The organism is Microbulbifer sp. THAF38 (assembly GCF_009363535.1).
Classification (GTDB): domain Bacteria; phylum Pseudomonadota; class Gammaproteobacteria; order Pseudomonadales; family Cellvibrionaceae; genus Microbulbifer.
The window spans coordinates 3,457,187-3,475,939 of record NZ_CP045369.1 but is presented as its reverse complement, the minus strand read 5'-3'; the positions used below and the strand labels follow the sequence as shown (position 1 = coordinate 3,475,939).

17 protein-coding genes and 1 other RNA gene are annotated in these 18,753 nt (G+C 56.1%); 13 read left to right on the top strand and 5 right to left on the bottom strand.

Going from position 1 to position 18,753, the window contains the following annotated elements; genetic code table 11:
• Nucleotides 1–2: 2 nt before the first annotated feature.
• Nucleotides 3–599, bottom strand: a complete 597-nt coding sequence (locus FIU95_RS14980; RefSeq protein WP_152454530.1) for a LemA family protein — start codon at nucleotides 597–599, stop codon at nucleotides 3–5.
• A 179-nt stretch (nucleotides 600–778) separates the two neighbouring features.
• Between FIU95_RS14980 and FIU95_RS14975 the strand changes: the two genes are divergently transcribed.
• Nucleotides 779–1,969, top strand: a complete 1,191-nt coding sequence (locus tag FIU95_RS14975) for an acetyl-CoA C-acyltransferase (protein WP_152454529.1) — start codon at nucleotides 779–781, stop codon at nucleotides 1,967–1,969.
• Between the two features lie 131 nt (nucleotides 1,970–2,100).
• Here FIU95_RS14975 and FIU95_RS14970 read toward each other — a convergent pair whose 3' ends face one another.
• The 4 genes from FIU95_RS14970 to FIU95_RS14955 form a co-directional block, all read right to left on the bottom strand.
• Nucleotides 2,101–2,691 (bottom strand): BON domain-containing protein, encoded by a 591-nt coding sequence (locus tag FIU95_RS14970; RefSeq protein WP_216646260.1) that lies wholly within the window; start codon nucleotides 2,689–2,691, stop codon nucleotides 2,101–2,103.
• 3 nt (nucleotides 2,692–2,694) lie between these two features.
• Nucleotides 2,695–3,285 (bottom strand): SIS domain-containing protein, encoded by a 591-nt coding sequence (locus tag FIU95_RS14965; protein WP_152454528.1) that lies wholly within the window; start codon nucleotides 3,283–3,285, stop codon nucleotides 2,695–2,697.
• A gap of 63 nt (nucleotides 3,286–3,348) precedes the next feature.
• Nucleotides 3,349–3,711: a YraN family protein gene (locus tag FIU95_RS14960; protein ID WP_216646259.1), complete on the bottom strand. Its 363-nt coding sequence runs from the start codon at nucleotides 3,709–3,711 to the stop codon at nucleotides 3,349–3,351.
• On the bottom strand, nucleotides 3,698–5,611 hold the full coding sequence (locus FIU95_RS14955) for a penicillin-binding protein activator (protein WP_152454527.1): 1,914 nt from the start codon (nucleotides 5,609–5,611) through the stop codon (nucleotides 3,698–3,700). The genes FIU95_RS14960 and FIU95_RS14955 overlap by 14 nt, the downstream gene beginning before the upstream one ends.
• A 39-nt stretch (nucleotides 5,612–5,650) precedes the next feature.
• Between FIU95_RS14955 and rsmI the strand changes: the two genes are divergently transcribed.
• From rsmI to murG, 12 genes are all read left to right on the top strand, one after another.
• Nucleotides 5,651–6,493: a 16S rRNA (cytidine(1402)-2'-O)-methyltransferase gene (rsmI, locus tag FIU95_RS14950; protein ID WP_152454526.1), complete on the top strand. Its 843-nt coding sequence runs from the start codon at nucleotides 5,651–5,653 to the stop codon at nucleotides 6,491–6,493.
• A gap of 69 nt (nucleotides 6,494–6,562) precedes the next feature.
• Nucleotides 6,563–6,930: RNase P RNA component class A (rnpB, locus tag FIU95_RS14945), an RNA gene on the top strand.
• A 465-nt stretch (nucleotides 6,931–7,395) separates the two neighbouring features.
• On the top strand, nucleotides 7,396–7,839 hold the full coding sequence (mraZ, locus tag FIU95_RS14940; RefSeq protein WP_152454525.1) for a division/cell wall cluster transcriptional repressor MraZ: 444 nt from the start codon (nucleotides 7,396–7,398) through the stop codon (nucleotides 7,837–7,839).
• Between the two features lie 12 nt (nucleotides 7,840–7,851).
• On the top strand, nucleotides 7,852–8,784 hold the full coding sequence (gene rsmH / locus FIU95_RS14935) for a 16S rRNA (cytosine(1402)-N(4))-methyltransferase RsmH (protein WP_152454524.1): 933 nt from the start codon (nucleotides 7,852–7,854) through the stop codon (nucleotides 8,782–8,784).
• A gap of 4 nt (nucleotides 8,785–8,788) precedes the next feature.
• Nucleotides 8,789–9,064, top strand: coding sequence for a cell division protein FtsL (gene ftsL / locus FIU95_RS14930; RefSeq protein WP_152454523.1), 276 nt, complete (start codon nucleotides 8,789–8,791; stop codon nucleotides 9,062–9,064).
• Between the two features lie 218 nt (nucleotides 9,065–9,282).
• Nucleotides 9,283–11,043 carry a penicillin-binding protein 2 gene (locus FIU95_RS14925; RefSeq protein ID WP_152454522.1) on the top strand — a complete coding sequence of 587 codons (1,761 nt, stop codon included), beginning with the start codon at nucleotides 9,283–9,285 and terminating at the stop codon, nucleotides 11,041–11,043.
• Nucleotides 11,040–12,569: a UDP-N-acetylmuramoyl-L-alanyl-D-glutamate--2,6-diaminopimelate ligase gene (locus FIU95_RS14920; RefSeq protein ID WP_152454521.1), complete on the top strand. Its 1,530-nt coding sequence runs from the start codon at nucleotides 11,040–11,042 to the stop codon at nucleotides 12,567–12,569. The genes FIU95_RS14925 and FIU95_RS14920 overlap by 4 nt, the downstream gene beginning before the upstream one ends.
• Nucleotides 12,566–13,945: a UDP-N-acetylmuramoyl-tripeptide--D-alanyl-D-alanine ligase gene (murF, locus tag FIU95_RS14915; protein WP_152454520.1), complete on the top strand. Its 1,380-nt coding sequence runs from the start codon at nucleotides 12,566–12,568 to the stop codon at nucleotides 13,943–13,945. The genes FIU95_RS14920 and murF overlap by 4 nt, the downstream gene beginning before the upstream one ends.
• The gene (gene mraY / locus FIU95_RS14910) at nucleotides 13,945–15,030 is read left to right on the top strand and encodes a phospho-N-acetylmuramoyl-pentapeptide-transferase (protein ID WP_152454519.1); all 1,086 of its coding nucleotides are present in this window, start codon (nucleotides 13,945–13,947) and stop codon (nucleotides 15,028–15,030) included. Before murF ends, mraY begins: the two co-directional genes overlap by 1 nt.
• A gap of 6 nt (nucleotides 15,031–15,036) precedes the next feature.
• Entirely contained in the window at nucleotides 15,037–16,419 is a 1,383-nt protein-coding gene (murD, locus tag FIU95_RS14905) for a UDP-N-acetylmuramoyl-L-alanine--D-glutamate ligase (RefSeq protein ID WP_152454518.1), read from the top strand.
• Nucleotides 16,416–17,639, top strand: coding sequence for a putative lipid II flippase FtsW (gene ftsW / locus FIU95_RS14900; protein ID WP_152454517.1), 1,224 nt, complete (start codon nucleotides 16,416–16,418; stop codon nucleotides 17,637–17,639). Before murD ends, ftsW begins: the two co-directional genes overlap by 4 nt.
• Nucleotides 17,639–18,736 (top strand): undecaprenyldiphospho-muramoylpentapeptide beta-N-acetylglucosaminyltransferase, encoded by a 1,098-nt coding sequence (gene murG / locus FIU95_RS14895; RefSeq protein ID WP_152454516.1) that lies wholly within the window; start codon nucleotides 17,639–17,641, stop codon nucleotides 18,734–18,736. Before ftsW ends, murG begins: the two co-directional genes overlap by 1 nt.
• Nucleotides 18,737–18,753 lie beyond the last annotated feature (17 nt).

The following is an 18,753-nucleotide window of genomic DNA, read 5'->3' as shown; positions in this document are numbered from 1 at the left end:
GCTTAAAACTCGATTCGCGGTGCCACCTGGATGGCTTCGCTGTCGGCAAACTCCAGTAAGTGGCCGTCGGTGCGGTGACCAAAGAATCCTGCCAGTAGAACGGGGGGGAAGCTCTGTTTGTAGATGTTGTAATTGGTGACCGCGTCATTAAAGGCCTGGCGGGCAAAGGCAACCTTATTTTCGGTGCTGCTCAGTTCCTCGTTGAGCTGCATCATATTCTGGTTGGCCTTGAGGTCTGGATAGGCTTCCATAACTGCATTGAAGCGGCCCAAAGCGCTGTTTAGGGCACTTTCAGCACGCCCCAGGCTGTCGATCGCGCTGGCGTTGGAAGGGCTGGCCGCCGCGGCTTTCAGGTCGCTAATGGCGGTGTTGCGTGCACTGACCACCGCTTCAAGGGTGTCCCTTTCATGCTTTAAGTAGCCCCTGGCGGTTTCCACCAGGTTGGGGATCAGATCGTGGCGGCGTTTAAGCTGCACCTCAATCTGGGCGAAGGCATTTTCATTGCGATTTTTTAGGGATACCAGCCGGTTGTAGATGCCGATTCCGTAGAACAATAGTGCGGCTAAAACAACCAGAACGACGATGCTTGAAATCTCCATAATTCCCTCGCCACTTTTTCTTGTGATTGGCGTCGATAGTAACATGCCCTCCGTGGCAATCGAGACGTATTGCCGTGGGGTTCTGGCGAAGCGGGGTATGGCTTCGGCTATAATGCCGCGACATTAAAAACAATTGCCGCCACGACAGGGATGGCGGCGCTGAACTGGGAGCAAACAGAATGAGCGATGTAACTTCAGATCCGGTAGTGATCGTTGGAATGGCGCGTACCCCAATGGGTGCCATGCAGGGGAGCCTGTCGGCCTTGAGCGCGCCGCAGCTGGGCGCCGCGGCCATTCGTGCGGCCCTGGAAGACGCCGGTGTATCCCCTGCCGATGTCGATGAAGTACTGATGGGCTGTGTGCTTCCGGCTGGTGTTGGGCAGGCGCCAGCCCGCCAGGCTTCCCTGGCGGCGGGTATTCCTGAGGGCACGCCCACCACCACAGTCAACAAGGTCTGTGGTTCCGGTATGAAGACCGTGATGATGGCTCGCGATGCACTGTTTCTGGGTGAGGGGAAAATCATCGTTGCCGGCGGTATGGAGAGCATGAGTAATGCCCCCTACCTGCTGCCCAAGGCCCGTTCCGGCATGCGTTTGGGACACGGTGAGGTCAAAGACTCCATGTTCCTCGACGGCCTGGAGAACGCGGCGGACGGCAAGCTGATGGGCACCTTCGCCGAGAACACGGCCGAAAAATACGGCTTTACCCGCGAGGAGCAGGATGCTTTCGCACTGGAATCCCTAGCCCGGGCTCAGGCGGCCATCGAGAGTGGCAGCTTCACTCGCGAGATCGCCCCGGTGACCATCGCTTCCCGTAAGGGCGAGGTACAGGTCGATACGGATGAAGCCCCCGGCAACGCCCGCCCAGATAAGATTCCCCAGCTGAAGCCAGCCTTCCGCAAGGATGGCACTGTCACCGCGGCCAACTCCAGCTCTATCTCCGACGGCGCCGCCGCTTTAGTGTTGATGCGCAAGAGCGAAGCGGAGAAGCGCGATCTCAAAGTGTTGGCGGTGATCAAGGCTCAGGCTCAGTTTGCCCGCGAGCCTGAGTGGTTCACCATCGCTCCGGTGGGCGCTATGCACAAGCTGCTGGAAAACTCCGGTTGGTCCGTCAGCGATGTAGACCTGTTTGAAATCAATGAGGCTTTCGCTGTGGTGACCATGTCGGCTATGCGCGAGCTGGATCTGCCCTGGGAGAAGGTCAATGTGAATGGCGGCGCCTGCGCACTGGGGCATCCCCTGGGCGCGAGCGGTGCCCGCATCCTGACCACCCTGCTGGCGGCGATGGAAAAAAGCGATGTGAAAAAAGGGGTGGCGAGCCTCTGCATCGGTGGCGGTGAGGCCACAGCAGTAGCGATTGAGCGGGTATAGGTCCCGCGCGATAGTTAGAAATAAAAAACGGAGGCTTTTGCCTCCGTTTTTTTATTGCGCTTGCTCTTTTTGACCGATATCACCAGGCTCTTATTTAGGCCTAGCTGCAGTAGCGCGCAGTGGGTGTGCTGTTAGTTGATATATTCCACCGCTTTCACCACTTTCTGTACCCCGCCAATCGAGCGGGTGAGGTCAGCCGCGCGCTCGGCTTCGGCCGGAGTGAGCAGGCCCATCAGGTAAACGACACCGTTTTCCGTCACTACCTTGATACGCGCACCATCAATTTCTTTGTGGGCGAGTAAGTTGGTTTTGACTTTGGTGGTCAACCAGGCATCGCTGGTAGTGGCGAGAAAGGTAACTTTGCCGCGAACCTGGGTTTCATTGTAAACCTGGCGAACATTTTGTACCTGGCTCGCCGTACGCCCGGCGAGCAGGCGCAGTTCCTGATCAGGCACTTGGCCTGTGAGTAGCACCACACCATTGAAGGAGGTTACATCGATATTCGAGGTCTTCAGGTCCGGGTGGGCTTTATTGATATTGACCGTCACTATGGTTTCGATTCTCTCGTCATCGATATAAGTGCCCAGTGAGCGCTTGCCGGGGTCCTGTTCGATAGGGCCATCGTGGGTGGCCTCCATAACAGTGCTGCAGCCACCGAGCAGTGCGGTTGCGGCAAGGGCAGAGAGAAGGCGTTTTCCCAAGGAAAGCTGGTTATTTTTCATGGTTCAGTCCTCGTAGCCACCAAAAAGGCTGCTGTCGATAAGATCACACAGGCAGAAAATAGTCAGAAGGTGCACCTGGTGTACCTCAGCTGCGACATCAGAGGGCACGCGCAGTTCAATATCGTGTGTATCGAGCAGGGCTGCGCAATCGCCGCCGTCGCCGCCGGTCAGCGCCAGTATGCCCATATCGCGATCCCGTGCAGCGCGCATGGCTTGCACCAGATTGGAATCGCGACCATCGCTGCTGATAATCACCAAAAGGTCACCGGGTTGCCCAAGGGCGCGCACCGGGTGGGCAAAGGTATCGGCACTGCTGTGATTTTGCGCAACGGTGCCCATAGAGACACCGTCACTGTTGAGAGCCATGGCTGGCAGACCCGGGCGTTCGCGCTGGAATCCGCCGGTAAGCTGCGAGCAGAAGCTCTGTGCCAGGGCGCCGCTGACCCCATTGCCGCAGAGCAGCACCTTGCTCTCTGCCAGCAGTGTGTGCACCACCATCTCACTGGCTTCCGCAATCAAAGGCGCCAGTATTTCACCGGCGTTCATGGTGGCTTCCAGGCTGTGGTGAAAAAGGGTTACGACTCGCTGTTCCATTGTGTCCTTAATACTGGCGAACTGGGGTTCGCCATACTTGGCAAGGTAAATCTCGGTTTTGCCTCAAGCTTCGAAGGCGTTTTTAATCCACTGAATGTTTTGCGCATCGCCCTCTATAGCAAGGACATCGAAGCGGCAGGGACAGTCCAGTTTGTGTTGTTGCAAATAGCCGTGGGCGGTGGCGAGCAGTTTCTGTTGCTTGCGAATATCCACACTGGCTCCGGCCCCGCCGAAACGGTTGTTGCGGCGGAAACGCACCTCCACAAACACTACAGTATCGCTTTCACGGGCGATAAGGTCTATCTCTCCGTGACGACTGCGGTAATTTCGCTCGATCAGGGAAAGCCCGGCACGCTGTAAATAGCGTGCCGCGGCGTCTTCCATGTGGGCGCCGACACTTCCCGCAGAGCCTTTAAAAAGTTTCACTATTTTCCGGCTGCAGGCTGGTTTGACGGGAAGGCAGCAGGGGTTCCATGGTGGTAACCGGCACCGGGATGCCTTTTTCAATTTGTGCCCACATCTGCTCTCGCACTACGCGGCCATCCGCGCTCAGGCTCAAGGCGCCGGTGAGGCCGTAGATCTTTTGCTCGGGGAACTGGCGCAACATGGGTAGGCGGGGATAGAGGCGGAAAGCATCGGCACCCAGGGCGTAAAGGCGGGCGAAAGCCGGCGGTGGGGCCGCCTGCTCTGCGATATCCCGCTTGGTCTCACTGTCTTCAAACAGCCAGGGCAGCGCAGTAAAGCGCACACCGTTGATATCGCGATCGCGATTTGGGTTGGCCTGGCCGGCAAACACATGGGACGTGGCATAGACCGGTAGATCGCCGGCATAGTAGTAGGTCAACATCGGGTTGAGTTGCCGCGCCTGTTGCGGCAGGGCGGTAACGAAGACCATATCGACATCACCGCGCCTGCGCGGAGTGAACTCCAATGGGGCGGACAGGCGTCCCTGCAAGGCCTTTTTTCGAGCCTTGCTGTCGGGAATCAGCAGGGCATCGCTGACCAGGTTGGCAAATTTACTGCTATTGGTGAAGGTTTTATTGATGCTTACAGAGCCGCCGAGCTGCTGCCATTCCTCCGCAAAGGTTTCGGCACCGCGCTGCCCCCAGCTGCTATCACTACTCAATACCATTGCCTGGCGGTGTCCCTGGCGGTAGGCGTGGCGAGCGATCTGGCGGGCTTCATCTTCGACGGCGAGGCCGAACTGAACCAGATCACCGGTCAGGCGACCCTGATCGCCGTAGTTAAGGGCGAGGGTGGGAACCGGCAGTTTTTCGGTGGCCAGAAGATTGGCAACCTTGCTTTTATCGAGCGGGCCGATAATGAATTGGGCTCCCGCATCCACCGCACTTTGATAAACCTCTTCGAAAGGTTGTTCGGTGCCGGTGTCGTACACCATGACACGGGGCGTTGCCGAACCGCCCTTCAGGGCGGTGTAGTGCGCGGCCATAAAGCCGTCGCGGATCGCGCGACCGGCACTGCCGAGTGAGCCGCTGAGGGGGAGCAATAGGGCGATGCTGTCGGCGCGCTGCGCCGCCAGGCGCTCCAGTAGTTGCAGTGCCTGGGGTGGATGGGAGTTGGCGCTGTGTGCCGGCCAGCGCTCGCGCCAGCGGCGGAGGGAGGTAAGTTGGGTGCTGATGTCGGCCTGGGTGTCGCGCCCGAGTAGAGCAAGCTGGTACCAGCCGCGCATTTGAGTGTCGCTGCTGTTATTGGCGCGTTGTTGCAGTTCGCTGGAGGGCAGCTGGGTGAGAAGTTGCCAGAAGCCGTTATTGTTCTCGGTGATGCTCTCATCAGATTTGGCCAGGAAGGAAATCTCGCGCCGCTCAGAAATAGCGCTATCTAAATCCCCCAGAAGCCCCCACAGATCGGCGCGCAAGTTGCGCAGCGGCAGGACTGTGTCCTGTGGTAGTCGCGGCCAGACGTCGTCGAGTCGCGGTGAGGTTGCCAGATCTAAAGCTTCGAAGAAATCGTCATTCTCGACTAGGAGATGGCCGTATACCTGGGCGTAGCTTGCAAAGAGGGTGTTATCGAGCTGTTCGGGATTTATTTTGGTTACCGCCTCTTTGGCCGTCTCTTTGTCGCCCAGCTCGTATAGAATAGCCGCCGCCTGCAGGCGCTGTTGATCCCTGGCGGGTGTCGGCAGAGTATCTGCGCGGCGCAACAAGCGCACGGCGTCGCCGCGGCTGACCTGTTGGCTCGCCGGATAAGTGGGCTGGTAGCCCCCGGGGCGTGAGGCCGGAGTCTGGCAGGCGGCCAGGGCCAATGTCAGGGCGGCGGCAGCCACGCTGGTGATCACAGTAGAGGTGCGCCGGGAAGAGGCGGACATATTCTTCTCCCGCAATATTTATATTTGGAGTGAACAGCTATGGGGCCGGATCAGGCGCTGCTATACATTGTTGCTACGCCCATCGGTAATTTGGCCGATATGGTACCGCGAGCGATTGAAGTTCTACAATGTGCCGATCTGGTTGCGGCAGAGGACACACGTCACAGTCAGAGACTCTTTTCCCATTTCAATATCGAAACGCCCCTGATGGCGTACCACGATCATTCCGATGACAAGCGCACCGGCCAGATACTACAGCGACTGGAGCAGGGGCAAACGGTAGCGCTGATCTCCGATGCCGGCACACCGCTGATATCCGACCCTGGTTATCGCTTAGTGCGCGAGGCGCGCGAGCGGGATATTCGCGTAGTGCCGATTCCCGGTGCCTGTGCTTTTGTCGCGGCGCTGAGCGCCGCCGGCCTGCCCAGTGATAGGTTTAGTTTTGAGGGTTTCCTGCCGGCCAAAGCCGGCCCCCGTGAGCGCGCACTGCAGGAGCTGGCGGGTGATAACCGCACTCTGGTTTTCTATGAGGCGCCCCACCGGGTCGCCGATACCTTGCAGGCTATGGCGGAGATCTTTGGTACCGAGCGCGAGGCAGTCATTGCCCGAGAGGTGAGCAAGGCCTTCGAGACTTTCCAGCTGATGCCCTTGGGAGAGTTGGTGGACTGGGTGCGTTCCGACAGCAATCAACAGCGTGGTGAAATTGTATTGCTGGTGCGCGGGGCTGAGCGTCGTCGCGACACTGAGTTGGACGCTGAGGCGCAGCGGGTGATGACTCTGCTGCTGGCAGAGTTACCGCCGAAAAAGGCCGCCGCCATTGCTGCGGAGATCACCGGTGTGAATAAAAAGACCCTGTATAACTGGAGCCTTCAGCAAAAATAAGGCGCGGTCTTTTACTGCTGAGGGAAAATGCCTGTTGCATTCCGGCTGTCGCCTCATTACTCTTCGCCGCGAGCTGGCCGGGCAATCGCTGTCGCCTTGTGCGATGGAGGAAAGTCCGGGCTCCATAGGGTGGAACGCCAGGTAACGCCTGGGGGGCGCGAGCCTACGGAAAGTGCAGCAGAGAGTAGACCGCCGATGGCCTCCCTCGATTTCGGTCCGGGGAAGCACAGGTAAGGGTGAAAGGGTGCGGTAAGAGCGCACCGCGCGACTGGTAACAGTTCGCGGCACGGTAAACCCCGTTCGGAGCAAGACCAAATAGGCCCTCTATAGGTGTGACCCGCACTGAGGGCGGGTAGGTCGCTTGAGGTGTCTGGTGACAGGCATCCCAGATGAATGGTTGTCCTCGACAGAACCCGGCTTACAGGCCAGCTCACATAATTCTAAAGCCCGGCATCCGCCGGGCTTTTTATTTTGCTCCCTCTAACTCAGCAGAGCTTCCTTGGCGGCGAATAGAACGGATCCGGCTCCATTTTTGACCGTGGCGCGCTTACTGGTGGAATGGCGGCTAGTTTAATATGGTCGATTATTTTGTAAGTGAGCGCTCGCACTATTTTGTTGCTTTGTGACAGTGATTTTTGTGCCAATACTCCCATCTGGCCTGCAGACCCCGAATTTACTGGGGTTTGTGCCGACTTTGCGGTCGATTTCCTTGACTTTGTGTCGACCAGTTTTATAGTGTCGAAAGTGGGGAAAAGTGGAAATTCGTGGAACTTTGTGGTTTATTCGTCGCCGGTAAGTGGGTATTTACACAGCGCGGCGTAAATTTGAATTTTTCCCGCTATCGGCCTGTTGGAAAAGGGCTTGTCGCGACTAGCGCACAGCAGAGCGAGTGAACTCACAAAGTGTATTTGGGCAGCCATGCAATCAATATGGACGCCAAGGGGCGTCTGGCGATACCGGCAAGGGTCCGTGACCGCTTGCTGGAGGAGTGCGCCGGTTGCCTGGTGGTCACAGCTCACACTGAAGAGCGCTGTCTGCTGGTTTACCCGGCGCCACAGTGGCAGCAAATTTTGCCTAAAGTGGAAGCCCTTCCCAGCTTCAACAAGGTGGCGCGTCGGGCCCAGCGGCTTTTGATCGGGTATGCCTGTGAGCTGCAGGTGGATGGCAACGGCCGCGTATTGATTCCCCCCACCCTGCGCGAATATGCGGGGCTGGAGAAAAAACTGATGCTCGTGGGGCAGGGCAAGAAATTAGAACTTTGGAGCGAGGAACGCTGGATGTCCTGGCTCGATGATAGTGAAGACGAGGAGGGAATGCCCGAGGAAATGGCTTCCCTCTCTTTATAAGGAGTACACCGGGTGTCTCAAGAATTGCATCGCAGTGTGTTGTTGCGCGAGGCCGTGGACGCTCTGGTAACTGACCCGGAAGGTTTCTATGTAGATGGAACCTTTGGCCGCGGCGGACACAGTGCCGCGATCCTCGAACAGTTGGGCCCCAAAGGGCAATTGTTGGCTGTGGATAAAGACCCCCAGGCGATTGACTATGCGCAGCAGCGCTTTGCCGGTGAATCGCGGTTTTCTATTTGGCACGGCTCCTTTGCCGATATGGATCTCGCCGTTGGCGAGAGGACGGGAAGTGTCAACGGAATCCTGCTGGACTTAGGGGTTTCATCGCCCCAGTTGGACCAGGCTGAGCGCGGCTTTAGCTTTATGCAGGACGGGCCACTGGATATGCGCATGGATACCAGCCGGGGTATCAGTGCCGCACAGTGGGTGAATAGCGAAGCCGAAGACGAAATGGCTCGGGTATTCAAAGAGTATGGTGAAGAGCGTTTCGCGCGGCGAATGGCCGCTGCCATCGTTCGCCGCCGTGTCGAGAAACCGTTCGAGCGCACCCTGGATTTTGCTGAGGTGGTCAAGGCGGCCAACCCGGCTTGGGAAAAGGGTAAGCACCCGGCGACCCGGGTCTTTCAAGCGATTCGTATTCATGTAAATGGCGAGCTGGATGATCTGCAGAGTACTTTGGAAAAATCTCTACAGTTGCTGGCGCCGGGAGGGCGGCTGGTGATTATCAGCTTCCACTCCCTGGAAGATCGTATGGTCAAGCGCTTTATCCGCGAAAAGGAGCGCGGGCCAAAATTGCCCCGCGGGCTTCCGGTGATGGATAGCCAGATCGCTAAGCCCTTGCGCTCACTGGGTAAAGCGATCAAGGCCAACACCGTTGAGGTGGATGAAAACCTACGCTCGCGCAGTGCGGTAATGCGGGTTGCTGAAAAGTTGGGTGAGAGTTGATCCGGTGCCTATCAGGTCGCTTCTCGGCATAGCTGTGCTCTGGCTGGGAGCAATCGCTTCGGCTTTGGCAGTGGTGTATTCGACCCAGCGCAGCAGGGAGCTGACTGCGGAGCTGGGCCGGGCACAGAAGACGCGCGATGAATTGCGCTATGAGCAGGAGCGTCTATTGCTGGAGCGGGGAGCCTGGTCCGCTTATAGCCGTGTGGAAAAAGTGGCGAGGGAAGAATTAAAAATGCATATGCCGAGCCCCTCGGAGCAGGTATTGGTTCCGGCGGAGTAGGGTTGGGGATAGGGCTCGGGCGAAAGTAGCTCAGTGGTCCTTTTATTTATACATTTTTTGTTCGTTTTATGCGGAATCGGTGCGCGCTTAAAGTTGAGTATGGCGACACGAAATAATCATAAGAAATGGTGTGCTGGAACGCTTTTGGGGGTGCTGGGCAAGCATCCCCGCTAAGAGGTTGGCCCTCAGGATGACAATATAACGCCAATTGGAAAATTATGGGCGCAGTTAAGAAAAAGCAAGTTCAACCGGGAATCGCTCGCTGGCGCTTTGTGCTGGTGGCGGCCCTGCTGTGCCTGCTCGCCCTGGTATTGGTGTCGCATTTAGCCCGATTACAGGTCGTGCCCGCGGCGGAGCGGGGTTACCGATTCCTGCAGGATCAGGGCCGCGCACGGACTATTCGCACCGAAGAAATTGCCGCGTACCGAGGTTCGATTGTTGATCGCAACGGTGAATTGCTGGCGGTTAGCACCCCGGTGCACAGTCTCTGGGCCAATCCCAAACTGCTGCGTGAAAGTAATTCTGAACAGATAAGCCAACTCGCTAAAGCGCTGGAGATAAAAGCGGGTAAGTTGGCCGCGCGTCTGGAAAAATATCGCAATAAAGAGTTTATGTATCTGCGCCGCCACCTGACCCCAGAGCAGGCGGAACGGGTGCTGTCCCTCGATCTAGCTGGTGTCTACAGCAAAAAAGAATACCGCCGTTTTTATCCTGCTGGTGAAGTGGTCGCTCAGTTACTGGGCTTTACCAATATCGATGATCGCGGCCAGGAGGGCATTGAGCTCGCCTACGACAGTTGGCTGTCTGGTGAGCCCGGAGCACAGCAGGTGGTCAAGGACTTGAAAGGCCGGACCGTGCAGGAGTTGGCTATTCAGCGCGAGGCTCAGCCCGGTCAGGAGTTGCGACTGTCGATTGATATGCGCCTGCAATATCTCGCCTACCGGGAATTAAAGCGTGCTGTAGCAGAAAACGGTGCCGCCTCCGGTTTTATGGTCATTCTGGATACCCACAGTGGGGATGTCCTCGCCATGGCCAACCAGCCTTCTTTTAACCCCAATAACCGCAAGGGGGTCAAAGCTGCGGCTATGCGCAATCGCGCTTTGATAGACCAGTTCGAGCCGGGTTCCACGGTAAAGCCCCTAACAGTATTGGCGGCTTTGGAGAGCGGTCGCTATAAGCCGAGTACCCAGATAGATACCAGCCCGGGTTATATCCGTGTGCCCGGTAAAACCCTGGTTGATCCAGTCAACTACGGAAAATTAGACCTAACCAGCATCATTACCAAGTCCAGCCAGGTGGGTATTACAAAAATTGCCCTGGATTTGGAACCAAATACGCTGCGGGAACTCTTTTACCGCTTGGGCCTGGGGGAGGCAGTTGGTAGTGGTTTTCCTGGCGAAACTCCAGGAATCCTGCCCAGCCGCAGTCGCTGGCACCCAATCGAGCGGGCCAATTTTGCCTTCGGCTACGGTTTAACAGTGAATGGGGTGCAGCTCGCCCAGGCCTACAGCGTGTTGGCCAATGGGGGGCTCAAGCGCCCGGTTTCCTTGATTTTATCGGGTGATCAGCCCGATACGGAAACCCAGCGGGTAGTCGAGGGGCCTCTGGTTAAAGATGTGACTGCAATGCTGGAGACGGTAATTGGCAAGCGTGGTACTGGCCGTCAGGCAGCCGTTGAGGGCTATCGTGTGGCTGGCAAGACCGGCACCGTGCACAAGGTTGGTAGTGGAGGCTATGCCGATAATCGCTACCGCTCAGTATTTGCGGGTTTTATTCCCGCGGACAAGCCGCGCCTTGCTGCGGTTGTAGTAATAGACGATCCCAGTCACGCCAAGTACTACGGCGGTGAAGTGGCAGCGCCGGTATTTGGCGCTGTGATGTCTGGGGCTATGCGCCTGCTGCAGGTACCGCCAGATCTCAAGGAGTCGGCGGAACGGCAACTGGCCGCGCAGTTAAGCGAAAGGGGTTCAAAATCGTGACTCAGCGCGAACATTCTTTTATTTCCCTGCAGGAATTGGTACCCGGATATGCGGGTATTCCCGATGTGCCTGTAAGTGGTGTGGCTTTGGATAGTCGCAAGGTGAAAACCGGCGATGCGTTTATGGCATTGCGTGGCTCTGTTGTGGATGGGCGTGAATATATTGATGCCGCAATAGAAGCAGGCGCCGCCGTAGTGTTGGCTGATGGGGACAAGCTGGAGTGCAAAACCCACAGGGATATTCTGGTGGTGACTGTGCCCGGACTTGCCAAACGTGTGGGGGAAATCGCCGCGCGCTTTCACGGCAATCCCAGTGGAAAAATGCACTTGGTGGGCGTCACCGGCACCAATGGTAAAACCACATGTGCCTATCTCACTTCGCAGTTGTTGGCTCGGCACTTCGGCAGTGCCGCCCTGATCGGCACTATCGGTAATGGCATCTGGAACCAGGGAGCGATCGAGCTTCAAGAGACCGGCCTTACCACTCCCGACCCCGTCCGTTTGCAAGAAGACTTTGCCGGTTTTTGCCAGCGCGGAGTAGGCGCTGCGGCGATGGAAGTTTCTTCCCATGCCCTGTCGCAGGGACGGGTGCACGGCCTTATTTTTGATACTGCAATTTTTACCAATCTTTCCCGCGATCACCTGGATTATCATGGCAACATGGCCGCCTACGGGGCAGCCAAAGAGAAGTTATTTGGTCTGCCAAAATTAAAGCGCGGCATTATTAACCTGGATGATCCCTTCGGAGCGCAACTGGCGGAGCGCTGCAGGTTACGCGGCTTGCGTGTATTGACTTATGGTTTGCAGGCTGGCGATTTGCACGTGACAGATTTGCGCCGTCACGAAAAAGGGTTTTCTGTTCAGCTCAGCTCCCCATGGGGCAGCGGTGAACTCAATGCGTCCCTGATCGGCGACTTCAATATTTACAATGCCCTCGCAGTCGTGGCCGCCGCTGCTTCGGCGGGCATGCCGTTCAATGAAATCCTCGCGGCTTTTCCCTCCATTCAAGCGGTCCCCGGGCGCATGGAGCGGGTGCAGGTTGAGGATGCGGATGAGGTGGGTGTGCTGGTCGATTATGCCCACACTCCAGATGCCCTGCGCGCGGCACTCGCCGCTGCACGGCCTTATTGCCGCGGCAAATTGTGGTGTGTGTTTGGCTGTGGTGGCGATCGCGATACCGGCAAGCGCGCCTCAATGGGGCGTATAGCTTCGGAAATGGCCGACCGCGCCATTGTCACTAGCGATAATCCGCGTAGTGAAGAGCCGCAAAAAATTATCGACGATATCCTCGAAGGTGCCGCCAGTAATATCGAAGTGGAAATTGATAGAGCCAAGGCTATTGGCCAGGCAGTAGCTGCCGCTCAACCGGGAGACATAGTGCTGATTGCCGGTAAAGGCCATGAGGATTACCAGATTATTGGCAGTGAAAAAATTCACTTTTGCGATCGCGAGCAGGCCGCTGCTGCGCTGCTCCGACGTATGGGTAAGTCCCTTAAGGTTGAAGGAATAAAGGGGGAAGCCCAGTGATCGGAGCGCTGAGTTTAAAACAATTACAGGAACGCTTCGGTGGCGAGTTGGTCAATGGCTCGGTGGAGTTTTCCGAGGTGTGTACAGACACTCGCAAGTTAAATTCCCAAGCGTTGTTTGTTGCATTGGTGGGTGACAATTTCGATGCCCATGATTTTGTTGGCGAATTGGATGGGCAGGCTCTTGGCTTAGTTGTGGATCGGGAGGTACCGGGCTGCAGCCTGCCTCAGTGGCGGGTAGAGGATACCACCATGGCACTCGGCCAGATTGGTCTCCTGTGCCGTGAGCAGTTCAGCGGGCGAGTGATTGCGATTACCGGTTCCTGTGGCAAAACCACAGTCAAGGAAATGCTGTCGGCGATATTTTGCCAGCGTCACACACCCTGTGTGACTAAGGGCAACCTAAATAACCAGTATGGCCTGCCGATAACACTTTTTAGTCTCGGTAAAGAACACGATGTACTGATTCTGGAAATGGGCGCTAATGGGCCGGACGATATTGCTTATCTATGCAGTATCGGTAAACCGCAAATCAGTGCCGTCAACAATGTCATGGCCGCGCACGTCGAGGGATTTGGTTCTATTGATGCGATCGCCAAGGCCAAGGGGCAAATCTATACCGGCTTGGATATTGGCGGTACCGCAATTATCAATGCCGATGACAATTACGCAGACTATTGGCGCGGACGCATGCCCGAAGGCGTGCGCACTCTAGAGGTAGGCCTTGCCAGCCAGTGTGAGATCTATGCGGAAAATATTGCGCTGGACGAGAGTGGTTGTGCTGGATTTGATTTGGTGATCGAAGGGCTTGCCCATCCCCTGCAACTTCAACTTTTGGGTGAGCACAATGTGCACAATGCCCTGGTAGCGGCAGCCTGTGCTTTTGCTGCGGGAATATCGGCAACAGAAATTGTTCAGGGGCTTTCCAACCTGAGAGTTGTCGACGGTCGCTTGCAGGAACAACGCGGCATTGGTGGGGCTACGATTATTGACGATAGCTACAACGCGAATCCGGGTTCTGTGGGGGCGGCTATCGAGCTATTGGCGCAGCGATCGGGTAAGCGAATCCTGGTGCTCGGGGATATGGCTGAACTGGGCCCTGATGCCGAGGATATGCACCGAGGTGTCGGGGACCTGGCGCGGGAGCGCGGCCTCGATGCGCTATTTACTCTGGGCCCATTGGGCACTGCCGCCAGCTTGGCATTTAACCAGGGACATAATGCGCCCCTGCAAAATTATCGGGAACGGGAGCCGCTGATTGCGGCCTTGTCCCAGGAATTAGATAACAACACCACCGTATTGGTGAAGGGTTCTCGTAGTGCCCGTATGGAACTGGTCGCTCAGGCCCTGCTTGGCAACAGCAGAGGGGAGTCGTAATGCTGCTTTGGCTGGCGGAATTATTACAACAACATGTGAGCACCTTCTCGGTGTTCAACTATTTAACCGTTCGCGCAATTCTTGCGGCCCTAACCGCGCTGGGGATTTCCTTGCTCGTTGGCCCGCGCATGATCAACTGGTTGAACCACTTACAGGTAGGCCAGGCGATCCGCGACGATGGTCCGGAAACCCACTTGAGTAAATCCGGTACGCCCACAATGGGCGGTACCCTGATTCTTGCTTCAATTTTTGCTTCAGCGCTACTGTGGTCCGACCTTGGCAATCGCTACGTTTGGGTCACATTACTGGTGACTTTTGTCTTCGGCGCGGTAGGTTTTGTTGATGACTATAAAAAAGTTGTTCACAAAAACCCCCGCGGTCTCATTGCGCGTTGGAAATATTTTTGGCAGTCCATTGCCGGTCTGGGTGCGGCCATTTATTTATTTATGAGTGCGACCAGCCCGGCGGAAACCCAGTTCTTTGTGCCTTTCTTTAAGGATGTCGCTATTAACCTGGGGCCGGTCACTTTTATTTTGCTGACCTATTTCGTAGTGGTGGGCTCCAGTAATGCGGTAAACCTGACCGATGGCCTCGATGGCTTGGCAATTATGCCCACGGTGATGGTAGGCGGAGCATTGGGCATTATCGCTTATTTGTCTGGGCACGCGGAATTTGCCGATTATCTGCATATCCCTGCAATCGCTGGTGCCGGGGAACTTGCCGTATTTTGTGCCGCTTTGTGTGGCGCCGGCCTTGGTTTCCTGTGGTTTAACACCTATCCGGCCCAGGTATTTATGGGAGATGTGGGTGCTCTGGCACTGGGGGCGGCACTGGGTATTATCGCGGTGATCACCCGCCACGAAATTGTGCTGTTTATTATGGGTGGCGTATTCGTGATGGAGACCGTCTCGGTAATCTTGCAAGTAGCGTCCTTCAAATTAACTGGCAAGCGTATTTTCCGCATGGCGCCGCTACATCACCATTTTGAATTGAAAGGTTGGCCCGAGCCGCGGGTAATTGTTCGTTTTTGGATTATTACCGTAATTCTGGTTTTGGCTGGACTGGCAACCCTGAAACTCCGATAAAAAACAATGAGTCTGATCGCGACCTCATCGCAGCATAAAGTGGTAATTGGACTGGGTGCTACCGGGCAATCGGTGGTGCGCTACCTGCTGCGTCACGGTCATACCCCGGTAGTGGTGGATAGTCGTGATAACCCACCGGGGCTTGCGGATTTTCAGAGGGAATTTCCCCAGGTTGCTGTGGAAACCGGGCCCCTGCGAGCGAATACCCTGCTTGCGGCCAGTCTGATTATTGCCAGCCCAGGTGTGCCCTTGGCGGAACCGCTTCTGCAGCAGGCGATTGCTGAAGGTATTCCTGTGGTGGGGGATATCGAATTGTTTGCCCAGGCTCTACAGCGTAAGCAGTCTAAAGCGAAGCTTGCGGCGATTACCGGCTCCAATGGCAAAAGTACGGTCACCACACTACTTGGCAAAATGGCTGAAGCCGCCGGTGTTTCTGTGCGGGTGGGCGGCAATATCGGCGTGCCGGTGCTCGATTTATTGGATGATCCCTTGCCAGAATTGTTTGTTTTGGAGCTTTCCAGTTTCCAGCTAGAGACGACCAACTCCCTCGCTCCGACAGTGGCCACTGTTTTGAATATGAGCGCGGACCATATGGACCGCTACCCCAGTATGCTGGAGTACCACCGAGCTAAACAGCGGATCTACCGCGGTGCGGAAGTCTTCGTGGTCAATCGTGAGGACCCTCTGAGTCAGGGGCCTTTATCAAGAGAGAGACGAGAGTGGACTTTTGGCCTGGACCGGCCCGATCTCAAGCAGTTTGGTGTGCGCACTTTTGAAGGGCGTGACTGGTTAGCCCAGGGCAATGAGAATTTATTGCCGGTCGATGAGCTGGCGATGGTTGGGAAACACAATATTGCCAACGCCCTGGCTACCTTGGCGATGGGCAGTGTAGTGGGTCTGCCAATGGACGCCATGCTCTCGGTCCTGCGTAGCTTTCCAGGATTGGCTCACCGCTGTGAGCGCGTGGCGGATTTGCACGGTGTTATCTATGTCAATGATTCCAAGGGCACCAATGTCGGCGCGACTCAGGCCGCACTGAATGGGTTGGCTACCTCAACCCGCAAAATAGTTTTGATTGCTGGTGGGGACGGTAAAGGTGCGGACTTCTCCGCCCTGAAGAAAAGCGCAAGCGCCCTGCGCGCAATGGTTTCAATCGGTGTCGATGGAGACAAAATTGCGCGGGTGTTTGCCGAACAGTGCCCAACACTCAGAGCTGATTCCATGGCGGATGCTGTCAGTAAGGCCAGCACCTTGGCTCATAGCGGGGACTATATATTGCTGTCTCCAGCCTGTGCCAGCTTTGACATGTATCGCAATTTTGAAGCGCGCGGTGAAGACTTTCGCAAAATCGTAACGATTTTGTGCGAGGGCTCAGGGGAGGAGCAATGAGTGAATTGCCCTCCCTGAATTCTAGACGTGATTTTCTCGATGCTCTTTTGCCATTTAGTGTATTGGCACTGGTGAGCATTGGGGTTGTGATGGTGGCTTCGGCCTCAATTGCATTCGCTACAGATATTTATGGAGATCCCTGGTATTTCCTGAAGCGCCATTTGGCGTTTTTGTCGATTGGCGCAATGGCGGCACTGCTGGTGAGCCAAATTCCCCTGGCTATTTGGTCGCGGCTGTCCTGGCCACTACTACTGTTTTCCTGCCTGTTATTGGTGGTGGTGTTGGTGCCGGGTATTGGACGAGAGGTGAATGGCAGTCGGCGCTGGTTAATGTTTGCGGGAATCACCATCCAGCCTGCAGAGGTAGCCAAGTTTTGTATGTTGGTATTTTTTGCCAGCTTTTTAACTCGGCGTAGCAAGCAGTTGCATCACTGGAGCAGCTTTATGGTGCCGGTGGTCATTCTCGCTGTGGTCGCTTTATTGCTGTTGTTGCAGCCGGATTTTGGCTCAGTGGTAGTGCTATCCGGTACGGTGCTGGCGATGGTGTTTCTAGGGGGCGCGCGTTTGCCGCACACCTTTTTACTTGTGGTGGCAGCGGCCTGTGGTTTAGCACTGATGGCATTGATGAGCCCCTATCGCTTGCAACGGCTTTTGACGTTTTTAGACCCCTGGGGGGACCAGTTTGCCAGCGGCTATCAGCTGACCCAGTCACTGATCGCATTTGGCCGCGGTGAATGGTTTGGAGTTGGTCTGGGTAACAGTGTGCAAAAACTGTTTTACCTGCCCGAGGCACATACCGACTTTATTTTTGCCATCCTCGCCGAGGAGTGGGGCATGTTTGGTGGCTTGGTTGTTGTTGGGCTGTTTGTGATGCTGACTTGCTCATTGCTGCGCTTGGTACGTGAGGCCTTGGCACAGCAGAAATTTTTTGCTGCCTTGCTGGCATTTGGCATGGCGGTGCAGATCGCGGGGCAGGCTTTTGTGAATATGGGCGTGGCTTCAGGTTTGTTGCCTACCAAAGGGTTGACTCTGCCGTTTGTTAGTTCCGGCGGTAGTAGTTTAATTATTTGCTGCGCTCTGTTGGGGTTGGCCCTGAGAGTCCGCACTGAGCTGCGTGGCCCAATTGAAGGCAAAGAGGAAACCCCAGGCCTGTTTGCGCAGTTGCCAATATTTACCCGGCGCCGTGTCAGCGCCGGTATCGGCGGTGGGGAGGTGCTTTGATGTCCCATAAAGAACAAATATTTGCCGGTAAGAAGTTTCTACTTATGGCCGGTGGCACCGGCGGTCATGTATTCCCGGCACTGGCCGTGGCAAAGGCTTTGCAAGAATATGGCGCTGATGTCGAGTGGCTCGGCACCCAGCGCGGTATTGAAGCGCGTTTAATTCCCGAGGCCAATATTCCTCTGCACTGTATTAGCGTGGAGGGTGTTCGCGGCAAGGGCAAATTGGCCCTGCTCAAAGCGCCTGTGCAGGTTTTACGCGCGGTGGCTCAGGCCCGTGCCGTAGTGAAGGCGGTAGCGCCGGATGCGGTGCTTGGGTTTGGTGGCTTTGCCACCGGTCCCGGTGGTGTGGCAGCGCGGCTCAGTGGAATTCCACTGATTATCCACGAACAGAATGCAGTTGCCGGCACTACTAATCGCTTGCTCGCACGTATCGCCAGTCAGGTGCTGGAAGCTTTTCCCAGCAGCTTGCCCGGCGCCAAGCAGGTTGGAAATCCCGTGCGTACCGAAATTGCGAACCTCTCGGAGCCCCAGTTGCGCATTGGTAGTGAGAAACCTCTGCGCTTGTTGGTGCTCGGCGGCAGTCTCGGCGCTGTAGCAATTAATGAACTAGTACCTAAAGCCATCGCTTTATTACCGCTATCCCTGCGACCGAAAGTGGTCCATCAGGCGGGAGAGCGCCATATAGCGTTGGCTCGTGAAGCCTATCAGGCCGCTGGGGTAGAGGCCGAAGTTGTGCCTTTTATCGCAAATATGGCCGATGCCTACAGCGCTGCAGATTTGATTATTTGCCGCTCCGGTGCATTGACGGTTTCGGAAATCGCTGCCGCTGGTGTGGGCGCAATTATGGTGCCTTTTCCGTTTGCTATTGATGATCATCAAACACGCAACGGTGAATGGCTACAGAGTGCTGGTGGTGCTGTAGTCGTTCAGCAGAGTGACATGGATGCGCAGAGCTTGTCGGAGCTACTGCATAAACTGCTCTCCGATCCGCAAGCGCTATTAAATATGGCGAAAGCTGCGCGCAGTGTGGCAAAGGTCGATGCAACCGAGCAGGTGATTGGTGCCTGCGTTGAACAGCTGGCCCTTGCCAGATAACAAATACAACACGAGTG

What these genes read in the sequence shown, in the direction of transcription:
- FIU95_RS14955 (WP_152454527.1), bottom strand. Translation starts at nt 5,611, where the DNA reads ATGTCCGCCTCTTCCCGGCGCACCTCTACTGTGATCACCAGCGTGGCT.
- FIU95_RS14965 (WP_152454528.1), bottom strand. Translation starts at nt 3,285, where the DNA reads ATGGAACAGCGAGTCGTAACCCTTTTTCACCACAGCCTGGAAGCCACC.
- ftsW (WP_152454517.1), top strand. Translation starts at nt 16,416, where the DNA reads ATGAGTGAATTGCCCTCCCTGAATTCTAGACGTGATTTTCTCGATGCT.
- FIU95_RS14970 (WP_216646260.1), bottom strand. Translation starts at nt 2,691, where the DNA reads ATGAAAAATAACCAGCTTTCCTTGGGAAAACGCCTTCTCTCTGCCCTT.
- murD (WP_152454518.1), top strand. Translation starts at nt 15,037, where the DNA reads ATGAGTCTGATCGCGACCTCATCGCAGCATAAAGTGGTAATTGGACTG.
- FIU95_RS14975 (WP_152454529.1), top strand. Translation starts at nt 779, where the DNA reads ATGAGCGATGTAACTTCAGATCCGGTAGTGATCGTTGGAATGGCGCGT.
- FIU95_RS14925 (WP_152454522.1), top strand. Translation starts at nt 9,283, where the DNA reads ATGGGCGCAGTTAAGAAAAAGCAAGTTCAACCGGGAATCGCTCGCTGG.
- rsmI (WP_152454526.1), top strand. Translation starts at nt 5,651, where the DNA reads ATGGGGCCGGATCAGGCGCTGCTATACATTGTTGCTACGCCCATCGGT.
- murG (WP_152454516.1), top strand. Translation starts at nt 17,639, where the DNA reads ATGTCCCATAAAGAACAAATATTTGCCGGTAAGAAGTTTCTACTTATG.
- mraY (WP_152454519.1), top strand. Translation starts at nt 13,945, where the DNA reads ATGCTGCTTTGGCTGGCGGAATTATTACAACAACATGTGAGCACCTTC.
- FIU95_RS14980 (WP_152454530.1), bottom strand. Translation starts at nt 599, where the DNA reads ATGGAGATTTCAAGCATCGTCGTTCTGGTTGTTTTAGCCGCACTATTG.